Source organism: Burkholderia sp. KCJ3K979 (assembly GCF_016759955.1).
GTDB lineage: Bacteria > Pseudomonadota > Gammaproteobacteria > Burkholderiales > Burkholderiaceae > Burkholderia > Burkholderia orbicola.
In genome coordinates, this window is the sequence record NZ_JACFYV010000172.1 from 1 (window position 1) to 15,017 (window position 15,017).

General features: G+C 67.8%; 10 protein-coding genes. 7 read left to right on the plus strand and 3 right to left on the minus strand.

Features of this window, described 5'->3' with window-relative positions:
* Nucleotides 1-648 precede the first annotated feature (648 nt).
* Nucleotides 649-2,160: an L-piperidine-6-carboxylate dehydrogenase gene (gene amaB, locus H3O04_RS26930; protein ID WP_034175147.1), complete on the plus strand. Its 1,512-nt coding sequence runs from the start codon at nt 649-651 to the stop codon at nt 2,158-2,160.
* Between the two features lie 139 nt (nt 2,161-2,299).
* Here the strand turns inward: amaB and H3O04_RS26935 are convergent, their stop codons facing one another.
* Nucleotides 2,300-4,762 carry a DUF3772 domain-containing protein gene (locus tag H3O04_RS26935; RefSeq protein WP_034175148.1) on the minus strand — a complete coding sequence of 821 codons (2,463 nt, stop codon included), beginning with the start codon at nt 4,760-4,762 and terminating at the stop codon, nt 2,300-2,302.
* A gap of 456 nt (nt 4,763-5,218) precedes the next feature.
* Here H3O04_RS26935 and H3O04_RS26940 point away from each other — a divergent pair, with 456 nt between their 5' ends.
* From H3O04_RS26940 to H3O04_RS26955, 4 genes are all read left to right on the plus strand, one after another.
* On the plus strand, nt 5,219-6,637 hold the full coding sequence (locus tag H3O04_RS26940; protein WP_202588820.1) for an MFS transporter: 1,419 nt from the start codon (nt 5,219-5,221) through the stop codon (nt 6,635-6,637).
* A gap of 397 nt (nt 6,638-7,034) precedes the next feature.
* Entirely contained in the window at nt 7,035-8,342 is a 1,308-nt protein-coding gene (locus H3O04_RS26945) for a L,D-transpeptidase (protein ID WP_202588821.1), read from the plus strand.
* 161 nt (nt 8,343-8,503) lie between these two features.
* Nucleotides 8,504-9,616 carry a porin gene (locus H3O04_RS26950; RefSeq protein ID WP_202588822.1) on the plus strand — a complete coding sequence of 371 codons (1,113 nt, stop codon included), beginning with the start codon at nt 8,504-8,506 and terminating at the stop codon, nt 9,614-9,616.
* Nucleotides 9,617-9,626: 10 nt separating this feature from the next.
* Nucleotides 9,627-10,679, plus strand: coding sequence for a nucleoside hydrolase (locus tag H3O04_RS26955; protein WP_200161673.1), 1,053 nt, complete (start codon nt 9,627-9,629; stop codon nt 10,677-10,679).
* A gap of 34 nt (nt 10,680-10,713) precedes the next feature.
* Here H3O04_RS26955 and H3O04_RS26960 read toward each other — a convergent pair whose 3' ends face one another.
* Entirely contained in the window at nt 10,714-11,622 is a 909-nt protein-coding gene (locus tag H3O04_RS26960; RefSeq protein WP_202588823.1) for a LysR family transcriptional regulator, read from the minus strand.
* Nucleotides 11,623-11,716: 94 nt separating this feature from the next.
* On the opposite strand from H3O04_RS26960, the gene H3O04_RS26965 reads away from it, so the two are divergent.
* Both H3O04_RS26965 and add read left to right on the plus strand, forming a co-directional pair.
* Nucleotides 11,717-13,066, plus strand: coding sequence for an NCS2 family permease (locus H3O04_RS26965; RefSeq protein WP_202588824.1), 1,350 nt, complete (start codon nt 11,717-11,719; stop codon nt 13,064-13,066).
* A 45-nt stretch (nt 13,067-13,111) separates the two neighbouring features.
* Entirely contained in the window at nt 13,112-14,212 is a 1,101-nt protein-coding gene (add, locus tag H3O04_RS26970) for an adenosine deaminase (protein WP_202588825.1), read from the plus strand.
* Nucleotides 14,213-14,246: 34 nt separating this feature from the next.
* On the opposite strand, the gene H3O04_RS26975 is transcribed toward add, so the two are convergent.
* Nucleotides 14,247-15,017: penicillin-binding transpeptidase domain-containing protein (locus H3O04_RS26975; protein ID WP_272929900.1), on the minus strand; the 771-nt coding region annotated here is incomplete at its 5' end.

The window sequence follows — 15,017 nt, forward strand, 5'->3', positions numbered from 1 at the left end:
GGGCATCTGAATGCATGGCGGGCGCTGGGCGCTGTCTCCGGGATTGTTTTTCGGTGACGAAGCGCGACGCGTTGCCGCCCGCGGCGGGTAGCGGTGATGCGGTGCGAAACCGGCCCGCTGAGCCGGGCCGTGGTGCGTGTCGCCTTCGTCGGTCGTCCGGCTGCCGTTGGCGGCCGGCGGCGCGCCGGGTGCGTTGCACCTCGACGTCGCACCGATTGTGTGTGCGCGGCGCACGGGCGGCAAACGATATTTCCGAACAGGGTGATGCGGGATGGTCATCAACTTGTGTCGTGCCGCGATGTGTCCGGGTGCCCGGCCGCAGGCTTTGGAAACGTCCCGAATCGATCCGGAAACGCGTTGGTCCGGCCGGTCGAGTTGTTGCGTTTTGGGAATGAAGTCGTGAGTTAATATCAATAGCGGCCCGACTTGTGGCCATCGACAATGTGTTTCATGGATCGTGCCTCGCGAGGCTGGGGCGCGCCGTCCGGCCGGGCTTTCCGGCGGCAGCGGCGCAGCGCAATGCGCCGGATGGCGCACCGGCCCGCCGCGCGGCGCGTCCGCTTGCACGACGCGCTCGAACGCGCTCCAATCGAATCACGCCGGCGGCGCTGCCGCCGCACCGATCAATCTGTCCCTGAAGAGGAAGTGATGCAATTCAACGACATTCTTGCCGCGCTCGACATCGATCTCGCCCAGTGGAAAGGCAATGCGCTGACCGCGCGTTCGCCGCTGGACGGCGCGACGCTCGCGACGCTGGCCGTCGACACGCCCGCCGACGCCGAGCGCAAGATCGACGCCGCGCACGACGCATTCCTCAAGTGGCGCACGGTGCCGGCGCCGGTGCGCGGCGAACTCGTGCGCGTGTTCGGCAACGTGCTGCGCGAGCACAAGGCCGAGCTCGGCCGCCTCGTCACGCTCGAAGCCGGCAAGATCACGTCGGAAGGCCTCGGCGAAGTGCAGGAAATGATCGACATCTGCGATTTCGCGGTCGGCCTGTCGCGTCAGCTTTACGGCCTCACGATCGCGTCCGAGCGCCCGGGCCACCGGATGATGGAAACGTGGCATCCGATCGGCGTGTGCGGCGTGATTTCGGCGTTCAACTTCCCGGTCGCGGTGTGGGCGTGGAATGCGGCGCTTGCGTTCGTGTGCGGCGATTCGGTCGTGTGGAAGCCGTCCGAGAAGACGCCGCTCACCGCGATCGCGTGCCACGTGCTGCTCCAGAAGGCGCTCCGCGAGTTCGACAAGACGCATCCGGGCGTCGCGCCGGCGGAACTGAGCCAGCTGGTGCTCGGCATGCGCGACGTCGGCGAGGTGCTGACGGCGTCGAAGAAGGTGCCGGTCGTCAGCGCGACGGGCAGCGTGCGGATGGGCCAGGAAGTCGCGAAGGTGCTGAGCCAGCGCCTGGCACGCGGCATCCTCGAACTCGGCGGCAACAACGGGATGATCGTCGCGCCGAGCGCGGATCTCGACCTCGTCGTGCGCGCGGTCACGTTCGCGGCGGTCGGCACGGCCGGCCAGCGCTGCACGACGCTGCGCCGCCTGATCGTGCATCGCAGCCTCGTCGAGCAACTGCTGCCGCGCATCGAGAAGGCCTACGCGTCGGTGAAGGTCGGCAACCCGCTCGAGGAAGGCACGCTGGTCGGCCCGCTGGTCGATCGTGCGTCGTTCGACGCGATGCAGAAGGCGCTGGCCGATGCGCGCGAGCAGGGCGGTGAAGTGAAGGGCGGCGAGCGCGTCGACGTCGGTCACGCGGATGCGTACTACGTGCGTCCGGCCATCGTGCGGATGCCGAAGCAATCGGCGGTGGTCGAGCGCGAGACGTTCGCACCGATCCTGTACGTGATGGTCTACGACAACTTCGACGACGCGATCGACGTGCACAACGCGGTGCCGCAAGGCCTGTCGTCGGCGATCTTCACGAACGACATGCGCGAGGCCGAGCAGTTCATGTCGGCGGCCGGCAGCGATTGCGGGATCGTCAACGTGAACATCGGCACGAGCGGCGCGGAAATCGGCGGCGCGTTCGGCGGCGAGAAGGAAACGGGCGGCGGCCGCGAGTCGGGTTCGGATGCGTGGAAGGCGTATATGCGCCGTGCGACGAATACGATCAACTACAGCCGGCAGTTGCCGCTGGCGCAGGGGGTGAAGTTCGACGTGTAAGGGCAGGCGCCCGGCCAGGGCGCTTCGACGGTCGAATGACAAGGGCCGGTTGCCGCGAAAGCGGTAACCGGCCCTTGTCGTTTACTGCGGGGCGCGCGGCGCGCCGATCGATCGCGGGCGTACCCGCTCGATGGCTCGCTTACGATTCGTGCGGCGTAGGACCCTCGTTCGCCGGCATGTTCTGCACGACCAGCATCTGCGGGCTCGACAGCGTGATCCCCGCCGCGCGCAACTGCTTGAGGATCTGGAACAGCAGATCGCTCTTCGTCGAACTCGCGATCCGCGGGCTCGACACGTAACCCGTCACGCTCAGCGTGATCCCGTCCGGCGCGAGCTGGCTGAACGTCACCGACGGCGCCGGCTTGTCGAGAATCGCCGGGTGCTCGCGATACGCATCGAGCAGCAGGTCGCGCACCTGCTCCGGATCGGTGTTCAGCGGGAACGTCAGCACCAGCGTCGCGACGCCCTGCGTGCTGTTGCCCATCGTCACGTTGCGCACGTTCTGCGAGATCAATTGCGAATTCGGCACGATCACGGTCGAACGGTCGCTCAGCTGAATTTCGGTCGCGCGCACGTTGATGCGGCGGATGTCGCCTTCGACGCCCGCGATGCTGACCATGTCGCCTACCTTCACCGGCCGCTCGGTCAGCAGGATCAGCCCCGACACGAAGTTCTTCACGATTTCCTGCAGGCCGAAGCCGATACCCACCGACAGCGCGCTGACGATCCACGCGAGATTGTTCCACCTGACGCCCAGCAGCCCGAGCGTCATCAGCACGAGCAGCACGTAGCCGACGTTGGTGAACAGCGTGATCAGCGACACGCGCATGCCCGTATCCATGCCGAGCGCGGGCATGAATTCGCCGTCGAGCCAGCGGCGCAGCGAGCGCAGCAGGTAGAACCCGATCGCGAAGCCGATCACGGCGTTCAAGATCCGGTCGGGCATGATGTTCAGGCTCTGCAGTCGCTGGCTGCCGATCATCGCGACCGCGCTGTCGAGCAGGTCGCCCGGCGTCGTGCCGAAACCGCCGGTCACCAGCGCGATCGCCGCTATCAGCATCAGCAGGCTCGTGCCGAAGCCGGACAGGACCGTGCGCGCCTGATCCAGGTGGCGGTCTTCGAGCGCGAACAGGTGCTTGATCTGCTGGCCCGTCGACAGGCTCGACGAGAACAGGCTTTCGCTCGCGTCGCGCGTCAACTGGATCAGGATGTAGGTGGCGCACAGCACGATCTCGAACCACACGAGCTCGTACGTGATGAAGCGCGCGACCGTGATGTAACCGATCAGGAGTGCAATCAACGACGCGACGATCGCGAGCGTGACGCCGGCATGGATCAGCCCGGCGAGCGTCGAGCGCTGCTCCGGTGCCTCGCCTGCGGCCGCGAGGGCGCTGCGCGCACGGTTCGCGCGCAGCAGCGACGCGCCGACCGTCAGCGCGACGACGAGCGACACGATGCCGCGACCGAACAGCGTGACCGACAGGCTGGTGTCGACGATCCGGTTGATCGATTCGAGCGTGCCGGATACCAGCAGCAGCCCGGCCAGGATGCTGGGGAACGGCTTCATCGCGAGCGCGACGGGATCGGCGAGCGCGGGCAGGCGCCACGACGGATGCTTCGTGCAGAGCAGGGCGCGGCCGAGCCCGGCGATCAGTGCGCAGGTCGCGGCGAGCTTTGCGAACTGGTCCCACAGGTCGGTCAGCGACGGCGTGAGCTCGTAGTGGCGTGCAACGGCGAGATAGAGGATCTGGATCGCGATGGCCGTCGCGAGGAAGGTCGACAGGGCGGTCGACAGCGCCAGCGCACTGCGGCGCAAGCGGGTGGGCGGCAGGCGGTTCAGCGCGATCCACGCGAGCCCGCGCTCGATGAGCCGGCGGCCGCCGAGCCAGGCGGCGAATGCTGCGATCAGCAGCACGGTGGTGATCGCACGCTGCCCCGGCACCCACGACGAGCGCAGCATGTCGAACAGTTCGTCGTCGAAATCCTCGAGCCGCTGGCGATCGTCTGGCGACAGGTGGAACAGCGGCAACCAGAACTGCGCGCTGAAGATGCTGCCCGAACGGAACGCGAGCTGGTTCTTCAGGAGGCTGCGGTGCAGCTTCGCGAACTGCTCGGTCAGGTTCGCGAGGCTCGTCTTCTGGTCGGCGGCCTGCTTCAGCGCGGCGTCGATCTGGGTCTTGCGCGCGTCCAGCGCGGCGCGCTGCTTCGCGACGGCTGGCGCTTCCGGCGCGGCGCCCTCGGCCGGCGCCGGCCCGAGCACGTCGAGCTGCGCCTGAACCTGCGCACGTTGCGGCGTGAGGTCGCTCTGCAGTTTCGCGACATCGGTGCTCAGTTCCTGCGCCGAGTCGTCGAGCGCGTCCAGCTCCTTGCTGTTGGACGCGGTCGAGGTCTGCTGCTTGATGCGATCCAGCTCGGCCTGCATCTGCTTGAGCTGCGCGATGGCGTCGGGCAGGGAAATGGCCGGCGCGGCGGCGCCGACGCCGCTCGCGACGGGCGCGGAAGCGGCCGCCGGAAACGCCGACGCGGTCGCGATCGCCGCGAACTGCAGCAGCGCGATCAGCGCGATCCGGCGAGCGTACGTGGAAAGTCGTTGTATGGACATGGAATGCTTACGTTTTGCCGACAATGCCGGTTGCCGAAAGGCAGCCGGAAGCCGGTAGTTGGCCCGGTAGCATGTTACCGGGGCGCGGAACGCGTGGTTGTACCGATTGCGTGTCCTCCTTCGCCGCGATTCGGGCGGCGCGCGCCTGCGCGAAACAGCGGGGGAGGCTTGTCCTTGCCGGTCTGCGCGGGGCCCGAGCGGAGGCCAACGGCCGGGGAACGCCGCGCCGACGCGCTTCCCGTATTCGACATACGGTTACGCAATTTACACAATGTCCGGAGGAAAACGGGGCGTCGAACGGCTTCGGCGCCCGGCACGGCCGTCATGCCGGCTTGCCCATGCGCCGAATGGGCATGCCGGTACAATGCAGCGATTCGTACGGCGGCGGTTCTGCTGTCCGCCGGAGAACGACGCACAACGCGACACAACACGACACGATCAGGAGACGCGCCCAAGATGGCCTCAACGGACAGCCTTCCGCAGGCACAAGCCCCATCCCCCTCCATCGACCCGGGCTCCATCTCGGCCCGTCTCGACCGCCTGCCGCCGACGCGCAGCGTCTGGAAGCTCGTCGTGCTGCTGAGCCTCGGCTTCTTCTTCGAACTCTACGATCTGCTCTACAGCGGCTACGTCGCGCCGGGCCTCGTGAAAAGCGGCATCCTGTCCGCGACGACGCACGGCCTGTTCGGCACCACGGGCGTCGCGAGCTTCATCGCCGCGCTGTTCTCCGGCCTTTTCATCGGCACGATCGCGTGCGGCTTCCTCGCGGACCGCTTCGGCCGCCGCGCGATCTTCACGTGGTCGCTGCTGTGGTACACGGCCGCGAACGTCGTGATGGCGTTCCAGGACACCGCGACCGGGCTGAACTTCTGGCGCTTCGTCGTCGGTCTCGGGCTGGGCGTCGAGATGGTGACGATCGGCACCTACATCTCCGAACTCGTACCGAAGCAGATCCGCGGCCGCGCGTTCGCGTGCGAGCAGGCGGTGGGGTTCGTCGCGGTGCCGGTGGTCGCGTTCCTCGCTTACCTGCTGGTGCCGCACGCGCCGCTCGGCCTCGACGGCTGGCGCTGGGTCGTGCTGATCGGCGCGCATGGTGCGCTGTTCGTGTGGTGGATTCGCCGTGAACTGCCGGAAAGCCCGCGCTGGCTCGCGCAGCAGGGCCGGGTCGACGAAGCCGACCGCATCATGCGCGCGCTCGAGGCGAAGGTCGAAGCCGAATACGGGCGGCCGTTGCCGCCGCCCGCGCCGGCCGAACCGGTGCCGCCGAGCGGCAGCTTCCGGGACATGTGGGTGCCGCCGTATCGCAGCCGCACGATCATGATGACGATCTTCAACGTGTTCCAGACGGTCGGCTTCTACGGCTTCGCGAACTGGGTGCCGACGCTGCTGATCAAGCAGGGCATCACGATCACGTCGAGCCTGATGTATTCGAGTGTGATCGCGCTCGCGGCGCCGATCGGCCCGCTGATCGGCCTCGTGATCGCCGATCGCTTCGAGCGCAAGTCGGTGATCGTCGCGATGGCGGCGGCGATCGTCGTCTGCGGGCTGCTGTTCAGCCAGACGACGGTGGGCGCGTTCCTGATCGTGCTCGGCATCGGCCTCACGCTCGCGAGCAACATCATGTCGTACAGCTTCCACGCCTACCAGGCCGAGCTGTTCCCGACGTCGATTCGCGCGCGGGCCGTCGGCTTCGTCTATTCGTGGAGCCGCTTCTCCGCGATCTTCTCGTCGTTCGTGATCGCGGCCGTGCTGCGGGGCTTCGGCACGTTCGGCGTGTTCGCGTTCATTGCGGGCGCGATGGTGGTCGTGATGGCTGCAATCGGATGGATGGGGCCGCGCACGAAGGGCATCGCGCTCGAAACCATCTCGAAGTAGTCGGCGCGGCGTGCACGCGTGTCGCATGGTTCGTGCGGCATGCGTGCGATGCGGGCGAGGCCCCGGTTTCCGAGCGCCGGATCGCAAAAAATGCTTCGTCATGCAGATCATAAACAGGTCGGCACGCTCGAACCGGATGAAACCTGCGTGCCTTCGGACGTGTGACGAAACCGCGCAACACGGCAGCCTGCCACGCAGCGAACACGCAAGCGGAAACGAGTTGAAACAAAGCGTGACGAAGCGCAATTCCCCGTAAAAGCGTGCTTCCGGCCGCGGCCGATTCGCGTATCGACGAGTAAAATAGGGGGCCTGACGACTCATTAGCCGCCATCGGAGTGCCCGCGTTGCATCAGCGAACGGCTCCACCGCGAAGAGGCGTCGGCGCCTGGCGCATGCGATGCGCCGGACGTGTCGATGGCTTGCGCGGAAGATGCGCCGCTCGCAGCAGCACCATGCGGCGGCCGGATCGGCCGATGGCCTCGAACCTATGATTCTTTCCCACCTGGCGCGGCGCTTTGCGCAGCCGCGTTGCCTCAACCGCGCAATCGCCGCATACGTGGGGCTCGCTGCCGCGGTGTCGATTTCCGTTGTCGCCGAACGGCCTGCCTTTGCCGCGTCCGACGCGCCGTCGTCTGCTGTGCAATCCTCGTCTGTCGCGTCGCCTGCTTCGGCGGCCTCTCGCACGCATCCGGCTTCGTCCGCGCATGCGGTGTCGGGTGCATCGGCCGCAGCGCCGACATCCGGGGCGTCACACGCGAATCACGCGGATTCCGCGAGCGCGGCCTCCGGTGCGTCGGCCGCTTCCTCGGCGTCCGCGGCATCGGCTGCCGCACCTGCATCGGCCGCATCCGGCCCGCCCGCGAGCGAAGCCGAGCCGCCTCCGCCCACGCCGCCGCGCCGGCATCCGCCGCTGTCGGCCGAGGAAGCGCAAAACGCGACGGCGCGCGCGCTCGACATGCGCAAGCGCTTCACACAGGAAGTCACGCGGCGCCTGAACGTGCCCGCGAGCGAGCAGCGCGCGTATGGCGACCGCCTCCAGAAAGCGCTCGCCGATGCGGATCTCGGCGATCTCGCCGGCGAGTACGTTGCGATGGTCGACCGCGCGCCGAACGTGCAGGCGCTGTTCATCTACTTTCGCGCGACGCCGGCCAATGCGTGGCTGATGATCGGCGCATCGCCGGTCGGCACCGGGCTGCCGGGCCAGTACGACCATTTCCTGACGCCGCTCGGCGTGTTCCATCACTCGCCCGACACGATGGATTTCCGCGCGGAAGGCACGACGAACGAGAACGGCATTCGCGGCTACGGTCACCGCGACATGCGCATCTACGATTTCGGCTGGGTGGACGGCGAGCGCGGCTGGGGCAAGGGCGGCGTGTCGCCGATGCGTTTCCAGATGCATGCGACCGATCCCGACCGGCTCGAAGCGCTGCTCGGCGTTCGGCACTCGAAGGGCTGCGTGCGGATTCCCGCGTCGCTGAACACGTTCCTCGACCAGCACGGGTTGCTCGACGACGACTACCAGGCACGCGTCGAGGCCGGCAAGTCGCTATGGGTGCTGCGTCGCGATCGCGACATCACGCCGATTGCGGGTCGCTATCTGGTCGTGATCGACAGTGCCCGCAAGACCCGCCCGGCCTGGTCGCCGCTGCCGGGGCGCGGCGCGTGGTCGAAGCTGCCGAAGGGCGGCGACACGGCGGACTGAGCGCCGGTTCGTCGGGCGCGGGCGGTGTAGAGATGAGAATAAATCCGTTTTATTGAGATATAAGGAAAGCAAACTTTTATTATCCGATCCGGGTTCGTATAGTCGAGTCCAGTTTCGCGGAACCCTGCCGCGCCTGGACCACCACCGACCACACGACCCGCATGAAAACTCTCTACAAGCTCGCTCCGCTCGCGATGCTCGGCGCCTTCGCGACCCATGCCGGTGCGCAAAGCAGCATCACGCTGTACGGTCTCATCTCGGCCGGTGTCGGATTCGCGACGAACCAGGGCGGCAAGAACGCGTGGCAGGCGCTGTCCGGCACGAACCAGAACCCGCGCTGGGGGCTGAAGGGCAAGGAAGATCTCGGGCAGGGGCTGTCCGCGGTGTTCCAGCTCGAGAACGGCTTCAACGTGATGACGGGCACGGCCGCGCAGAACGGCCGCGAGTTCGGGCGCATGGCGTACGTCGGCCTGGCCGACCGCACCTACGGCGCGCTGACGCTCGGCCGCCAGTACGACGCGATCCACGACTACATCGGGCCGGTGATCATCGCGAGCAACGGCGTGAACATCGGCGACAACGACAACGGCTACAACGACATCCGCGTGCAGAACTCGGTGAAGTACGTGAGCCCCATCTACTACGGGCTGAAGTTCACCGCGCTGTACGGCCTCAGCAATACGACCGGTTTCGCGAACAACAGCGCGTACAGCTTCGGGCTCGGCTATGAGCGGGGCCCGCTGCGCTGGAGCGTGGTCTATGCGCAGTACAACCATCCGTACAGCGCGACGAACCAGGACGGCGCGATCGCGAACGACTATGCGTCGCCGCTGCTGATCTTCAGCAAGAGCGCGATGTCGCCGGCGGCGTACGCGAGCCGGCAGCGGATCGCGGGTACGGGCGGCTTCTACACGATCGGCCGCGCGCAGTTCGCGGCGATGTTCACGGACGTACGCTACGATTACCTCGACAATTCGCACCTGCACCTGCAGAACCTGGGCGTGAACGTCGTCTACACGATGACGCCGCAGCTCTTTCTCGGCGCCGCGTACGCGTTCACGAACGGCAAGTACGACGTGATCGACAAGCGTCCGAAATGGCATCAGGTGAACCTGCAGGCCGATTACTTCCTGTCCAAACGCACCGACGTCGCGCTGACGGTGATCGCGCAGCAGGCGGCCGGCGACGCGGATCATGCGCAGATCTTCGCGTATGCGCGTTCGACCGGCACGCGCCAGATGATGGCGACGCTCGGCGTGCGGCACGTGTTCTGAGCCCCCGACCATGACCCATCCGATCGCATCCCGCCGCACCTTCCTGAAACTCTCCGCGGCGCTGGCCGGCACCGCGCTGCTGCCCGAAACGGGCGCATTCGCGGCTGGCGGCGACGCCGCGCGCCGCACGGTGATCATCGATACCGATCCGGGGCAGGACGACGCCATCGCGATCCTGTTCGCGCTCGGCGCGCAGGACCGGCTCGACGTGCGCGCGCTGACGGCCGTGGCCGGCAACGTGCCGCTCGATCTCACCGAACGCAATGCGCGGATCATCCGCGACTGGGCCGGCCGTACGAACGCGCTGCCGGTGTATGCGGGCTGCCCGCGCCCGCTCGTGCGCGACCTCGTGACGGCCGCGAACGTGCACGGCAAGACGGGGCTGGAAGGCGTCGAACTGCATGCGCCGCGCGCGCCGCTCGCCGCGGCTCACGCGGTGTCGTACCTCGTCGATACGCTGAGCCGCGCGGCGCCGAACAGCGTGACGCTGTGCGCGCTCGGCCCGCTGACGAACCTCGCGACCGCGCTGGTCGAAGCGCCGCAGATTCGCGGCGCGCTGCGCGAGATCGTGCTGATGGGCGGCGCGTTCTTCGAGCGCGGCAACATCACGCCGGCCGCCGAGTTCAACATCTACGTCGATCCGCAGGCGGCCGACGTGGTGTTTGGCAGCGGTGTGCCGATCGTCGTGCTGCCGCGCGACGTCGCGGTGAAGGCGCCGATCACGCCGGCCCGCGTCGCGCCGTTTCGCGCGCTCGGCAACCGCTGCGGCGCGATCGTCGCGGACATCATGGAGGCCGAGCTCGCCTACAACAAGAAGCGGCGCGGCGTTGAAGACGCGCCGATGTACGACCCGACGGCCGTCGGCTATCTCGTCGATCCGACGCTGTTCGGCGGCCGCAAGGTGAACGTGGTGGTCGAGACGACCGGGCAGTGGACGCTTGGCGAGACCGTCGTCGACTGGAACGGGCGCAGCGGCCGTGCGGCGAATGCGACATGGATCAACGAGGTCGATGCGGACCGGTTCTACGCAGCACTCGTCGAACGGATTGCGAAGCTGCCCTGAACATGGACAGCCACCCGGCGGACCGCGAACGTAATCAGATCTGCTTCGCAATCCATTCGCGGCACGCGCGCACGTGCGGGCCGCGATCGTCGGTGGCGAGCGAGATCAGCGAGATCGCACGCGTGACGCGCGGTTTGTCGACGCGCAGCGCGACGAGTTCGGGATCGTGCAGATGCATCGTGTAGAGACTCGGCAGCACGGCGGTCGCGAGTCCGTTGCGCGCGAGCGCGTACAGCGGCTCGGTGTATTCCATCCGGTACGTGACGTTCAGGCGCAGCTTTTCGGCGCCGCCGGTGCGATGCAGCGATTCGCTGACGCTGCCGCGCACGAATACCGCGAGTTCGCGATCGACCAGCTTCGCCCACGTGACGCTCTTCGCGCGGGCGAGCGGATCGTCGTGCCGCACGACGATCACGATCTCGTCCTCGAACAGCTGCTGGTAACGCAGCGTGCCGTCGTCGCCGTCGGGTTCGCGCACGCCGATGCCGAGATCCGCGACGCCGTCGCGCACCGCTTCGACGAGCGCGCTGTTCGGCAGATCGGTGAGCGTGAAGCGCAGCGTCGGATGGGTGCCGCGCAGTGCGTTGAGCGCGGGCAGCAGGCGGCCCGTGACCGACGGGATGAACGCGATGCGCACGGTCTGGATGCGTTCGCCGATGAGCCGCGTCATGTCGTCGAAGGTGCCGCGCGCCTGGTTGAGCAGGCGTTCGGCGAGCGGCAGCACGGCTTCGCCGGCGGTGGTGAGCGTGAGCCGGTGCGCGCTGCGGGCGAACAGGCGGCCGCCGAGCAGGAATTCGATCTGGCGGATCGACGCGGTGAGCGCGGGCTGCGTGAGCGACAGCGCCTGCGCGGCCTGCGTGAAGCTGCGCGCATGCGCAAGGACGACGAAGTGCTGGACCTGCCGCAGCGTGAGCGCGGGGAGCAGCGACGAGCGGTCGGACATCGGGTAATAGCGGTCGGGATGCGGTACGCGGCAGTATAAGACCGCGCTGCACGAACCGACACAGGACAATATTCGGAATCACGGGAGAACCACCATGTCAGCGACTGACACGATGCCGGCGCGCACGCCGGCCAACTGGCTCGAACGACGCTTCGCGCTCGCCGCGCGCGGCACGAGCGTGCGCACCGAGACGATCGCGGGCGTCACGTCGTTTCTCGCGGCCGCGTACCTGCTCGTCGTGATCCCGTCGCTGCTCGCGACGGGCGGCATGGAGCGCGGCGCGGCGACGACCGCGACGATCGTCGTGTTCGTGCTGTTCACCACGCTGATGGGGCTCTACGCGAACCTGCCGTTCCTCGTCGGCCCCGGTATCGGCGGCTCGGTGATCATCGGCGTGACGCTCGCGACGACCGAGCACGTCGGCTGGCAGACGGGCCTCGGCATCGCGTGCGTGTCGGGCGTGCTGTTCTTCCTGCTGACGATCCTCGGCGCGCGCGGCGTCGTGGTGCGGCTGATTCCGGTGCAGATCAAGCTCGGGCTCGGTGCGTCGATCGGGCTGTTCGTCACGATGCTCGGGCTGCGCAATGCGGGGATGGTCGTCGCGAACGCGAAGACCAACGCGTTCGCGCTCGGCGACTTCTCGCGGCCGGGCGCGCTGGTCGCGCTGATCGGTCTCGCGGTCGCGATCGTGCTGCAGGCGCGCAAGGTGCCCGGCGCGATCCTGATCGCGATCCTAGTCGCGGCCGCGGCCGGCGTGCCGCTCGGCGTCACGCACCTGCCTGCGTCGTTCACGTCGCTGCCGCACAGCATCGCGCCGATCGCGTTCAAGCTCGATATCGGCAGCGCGTTGAGCCTGGCCGCCGCGCCGTACCTGTTCGCGTTCTTCGCGGCGGAATTCTTCTCGACGCTCGGCACCGCGCTCGCGGTCGGCGCGAAGGCGAACCTGCTCGACGAACGGGGCAACCTGCCGAACATCAACCGGCCGTTCCTCGTCGATTCGCTCGCCGCGACGCTCGGGCCGGTGTTCGGCATTCCGGCGCTGACCGCGCTGATCGAATCGGCGGCCGGCGTCGAGGCGGGCGGCCGCAGCGGGCTGTCGTCGCTGGCCGCGGCCGTGCTGTTCGCCGCGATGCTGCTGTTCGTGCCGGTCGCGCTCGCGATTCCGAAGGAGGCCACCGCGCCGGCGCTGATCCTGATCGGACTGTCGATGTTCGCGACGATCCGCCATACGCATTTCGACGACTTCACCGATGCGCTGCCCGTGATGTCGATGGTGCTGCTCACGCTGATGTCGAACAGCTTCGGCACCGGCATCGCGGGCGGGCTGCTGTGCTACGTGCTCGTCAAGCTGCTGGCCGGCCGCTGGCGCGACGTGTCGTGGGGGCTCGTCGTGCTCGCGATTCCGCTCGGCTATTACTTCTGGACCGTCGTGAAGCCGCACTGAGAGACGGCTTGCGCGACGCATCGCACTACGGAAAAAGAGACTGACATGAAGGGAACACCAGGCAATGTCCCGGCCGCGCGCACGGGCATCGAGATCACGCCCGCGCATCGAGCCTTCTTCCGCGCGCTGCCGAAGGTCGAACTGCATTGCCACCTGCTCGGCGCGGTGCGGCACGACACGTTTGTCGCGCTCGCCGAACGCAGCGGTGCGCCGATCGAGCGCGCGGAGATCGACGGGTTCTACGCGCGCGGCGAGAAACCGGTCGGCGTGCTGCACGTGCTGCGCGCGCTCGATAAATATCTGCTGACGCAACCCGACGACCTGCGGCGGATCGCATACGAGTATCTGGAAGACGCGGCCGCGCACAACGTGCGGCATGCGGAATTCTTCTGGAATCCGACGGGAACGGTGCGCGTATCGGGCATCGCGTATCCGGACGCGCAGGCCGCGATCGTGACGGCGATTCGCGACGCCGCTCGCGATTTCGGGGTCGGCGCGCGCCTGATTCCGAGCATCGACCGCGAGCAGGACCCCGACGAAGCGGTTGCGATCGTCGAATGGATGAAGGCGAATCGCGCGGACGAAGTCGCGGGGCTCGGCATCGACTATCGCGAGAACGACCGGCCGCCGGAACTGTTCTGGAAGGCGTACCGCAACGCGCGTGCGGCCGGCTTTCGCACGACCGCGCATGCAGGCGAGTTCGGAATGCCGTGGCGCAACGTCGAGACGGCCGTCGATCTGTTGCAGGTCGACCGCGTCGATCACGGCTATACGATCGTCGACAACCCCGAGCTGTGCGCGCGCTATGCGGAGCGCGGCATCGTCTTCACCGTCGTGCCGACGAATTCGTACTACCTGCGCACGCTGCCGCCGGAGCAATGGGCCGAACTGCATCCGATGCGCAAGATGCCGGGGCTCGGGTTGAAGATCCATCCGAACACCGACGATCCGACGCTGCACAAGGTGAACCCGTCGGAAGCGTGGGAGTTGATGTTCAGCCATTTCGGCTTCACCGTGGCCGACCTGAAGCAGTTCATGCTGAACGGGATCGACGGCGCGTGGGTCGACGACGCGACGAAAGCCGCGTGGCGTGCGGCATGGGCGCCGGAGTTCGATGCGCTCGCCGCAACGCTCGCGGCGGGCTGAACGCGTTTCCTGGCTCAGCCCGCCGCCGGCACGATCATCGGAAGAAGCGCAGCCAGTCGAACAGGCCTGAATGCTGCGGCGCGCGCCGCTTCGGCGCCGGCGCGCTGCGTGGCCGGAAATCGGGCGAGAACTGCACATGCGGATCGATTGCCCGCGCGCGCAGCGCCGCATCGTAGAACGACCCGACGATCGGCAGCGCACTGTGCGCGCCCGCGCCCCAGTAGTCGCTGCGCAGCGTCACGCTGCCGTCGTCGAAGCCGACCCACGCGCCGGCCACCAGTTGCGGATGCATCAGGATGAACCAGCCGTCGGTGTTGTCCTGCGTCGTGCCGGTCTTGCCCGCGACGTCGATGCGAATCCCGTAGCGCGAGCGGATGTCCGCGCCGGTCCCGTAATCGACGACGCCGCGCATCGCGTCGACGAGCGTCAGTGCGGCGGGCGCCGACAGCGCGCGTTCCGGCGGCGCGCTGCCGAATGCGGCGAGCACCTTGCCGTCGCGATCCTCGATGCGCGTGATCATCTGCGGTGCGACGTACACGCCGCGATTCGCGATCGTGCCGTACGCGGACACCATCTCTTTCAGCGTGACCGGGCTCGTGCCGAGCGCGAGCGACGGCACCGCGTCGAGCGGGCTGTCGCGCACGCCCATCGCGCGGGCAAGCTGCGCGACCTTCGCCGCGCCTTCCCGCTGCATGACCTGCGCGGTGATGCGGTTGCGCGACAGCGCCAGCCCGTCGCGCAGCGTCATCGGCGCGCCGGTCGGCGGCTCCGCATCGGTCGGCCGCCACACGGCGCGCCGATGACG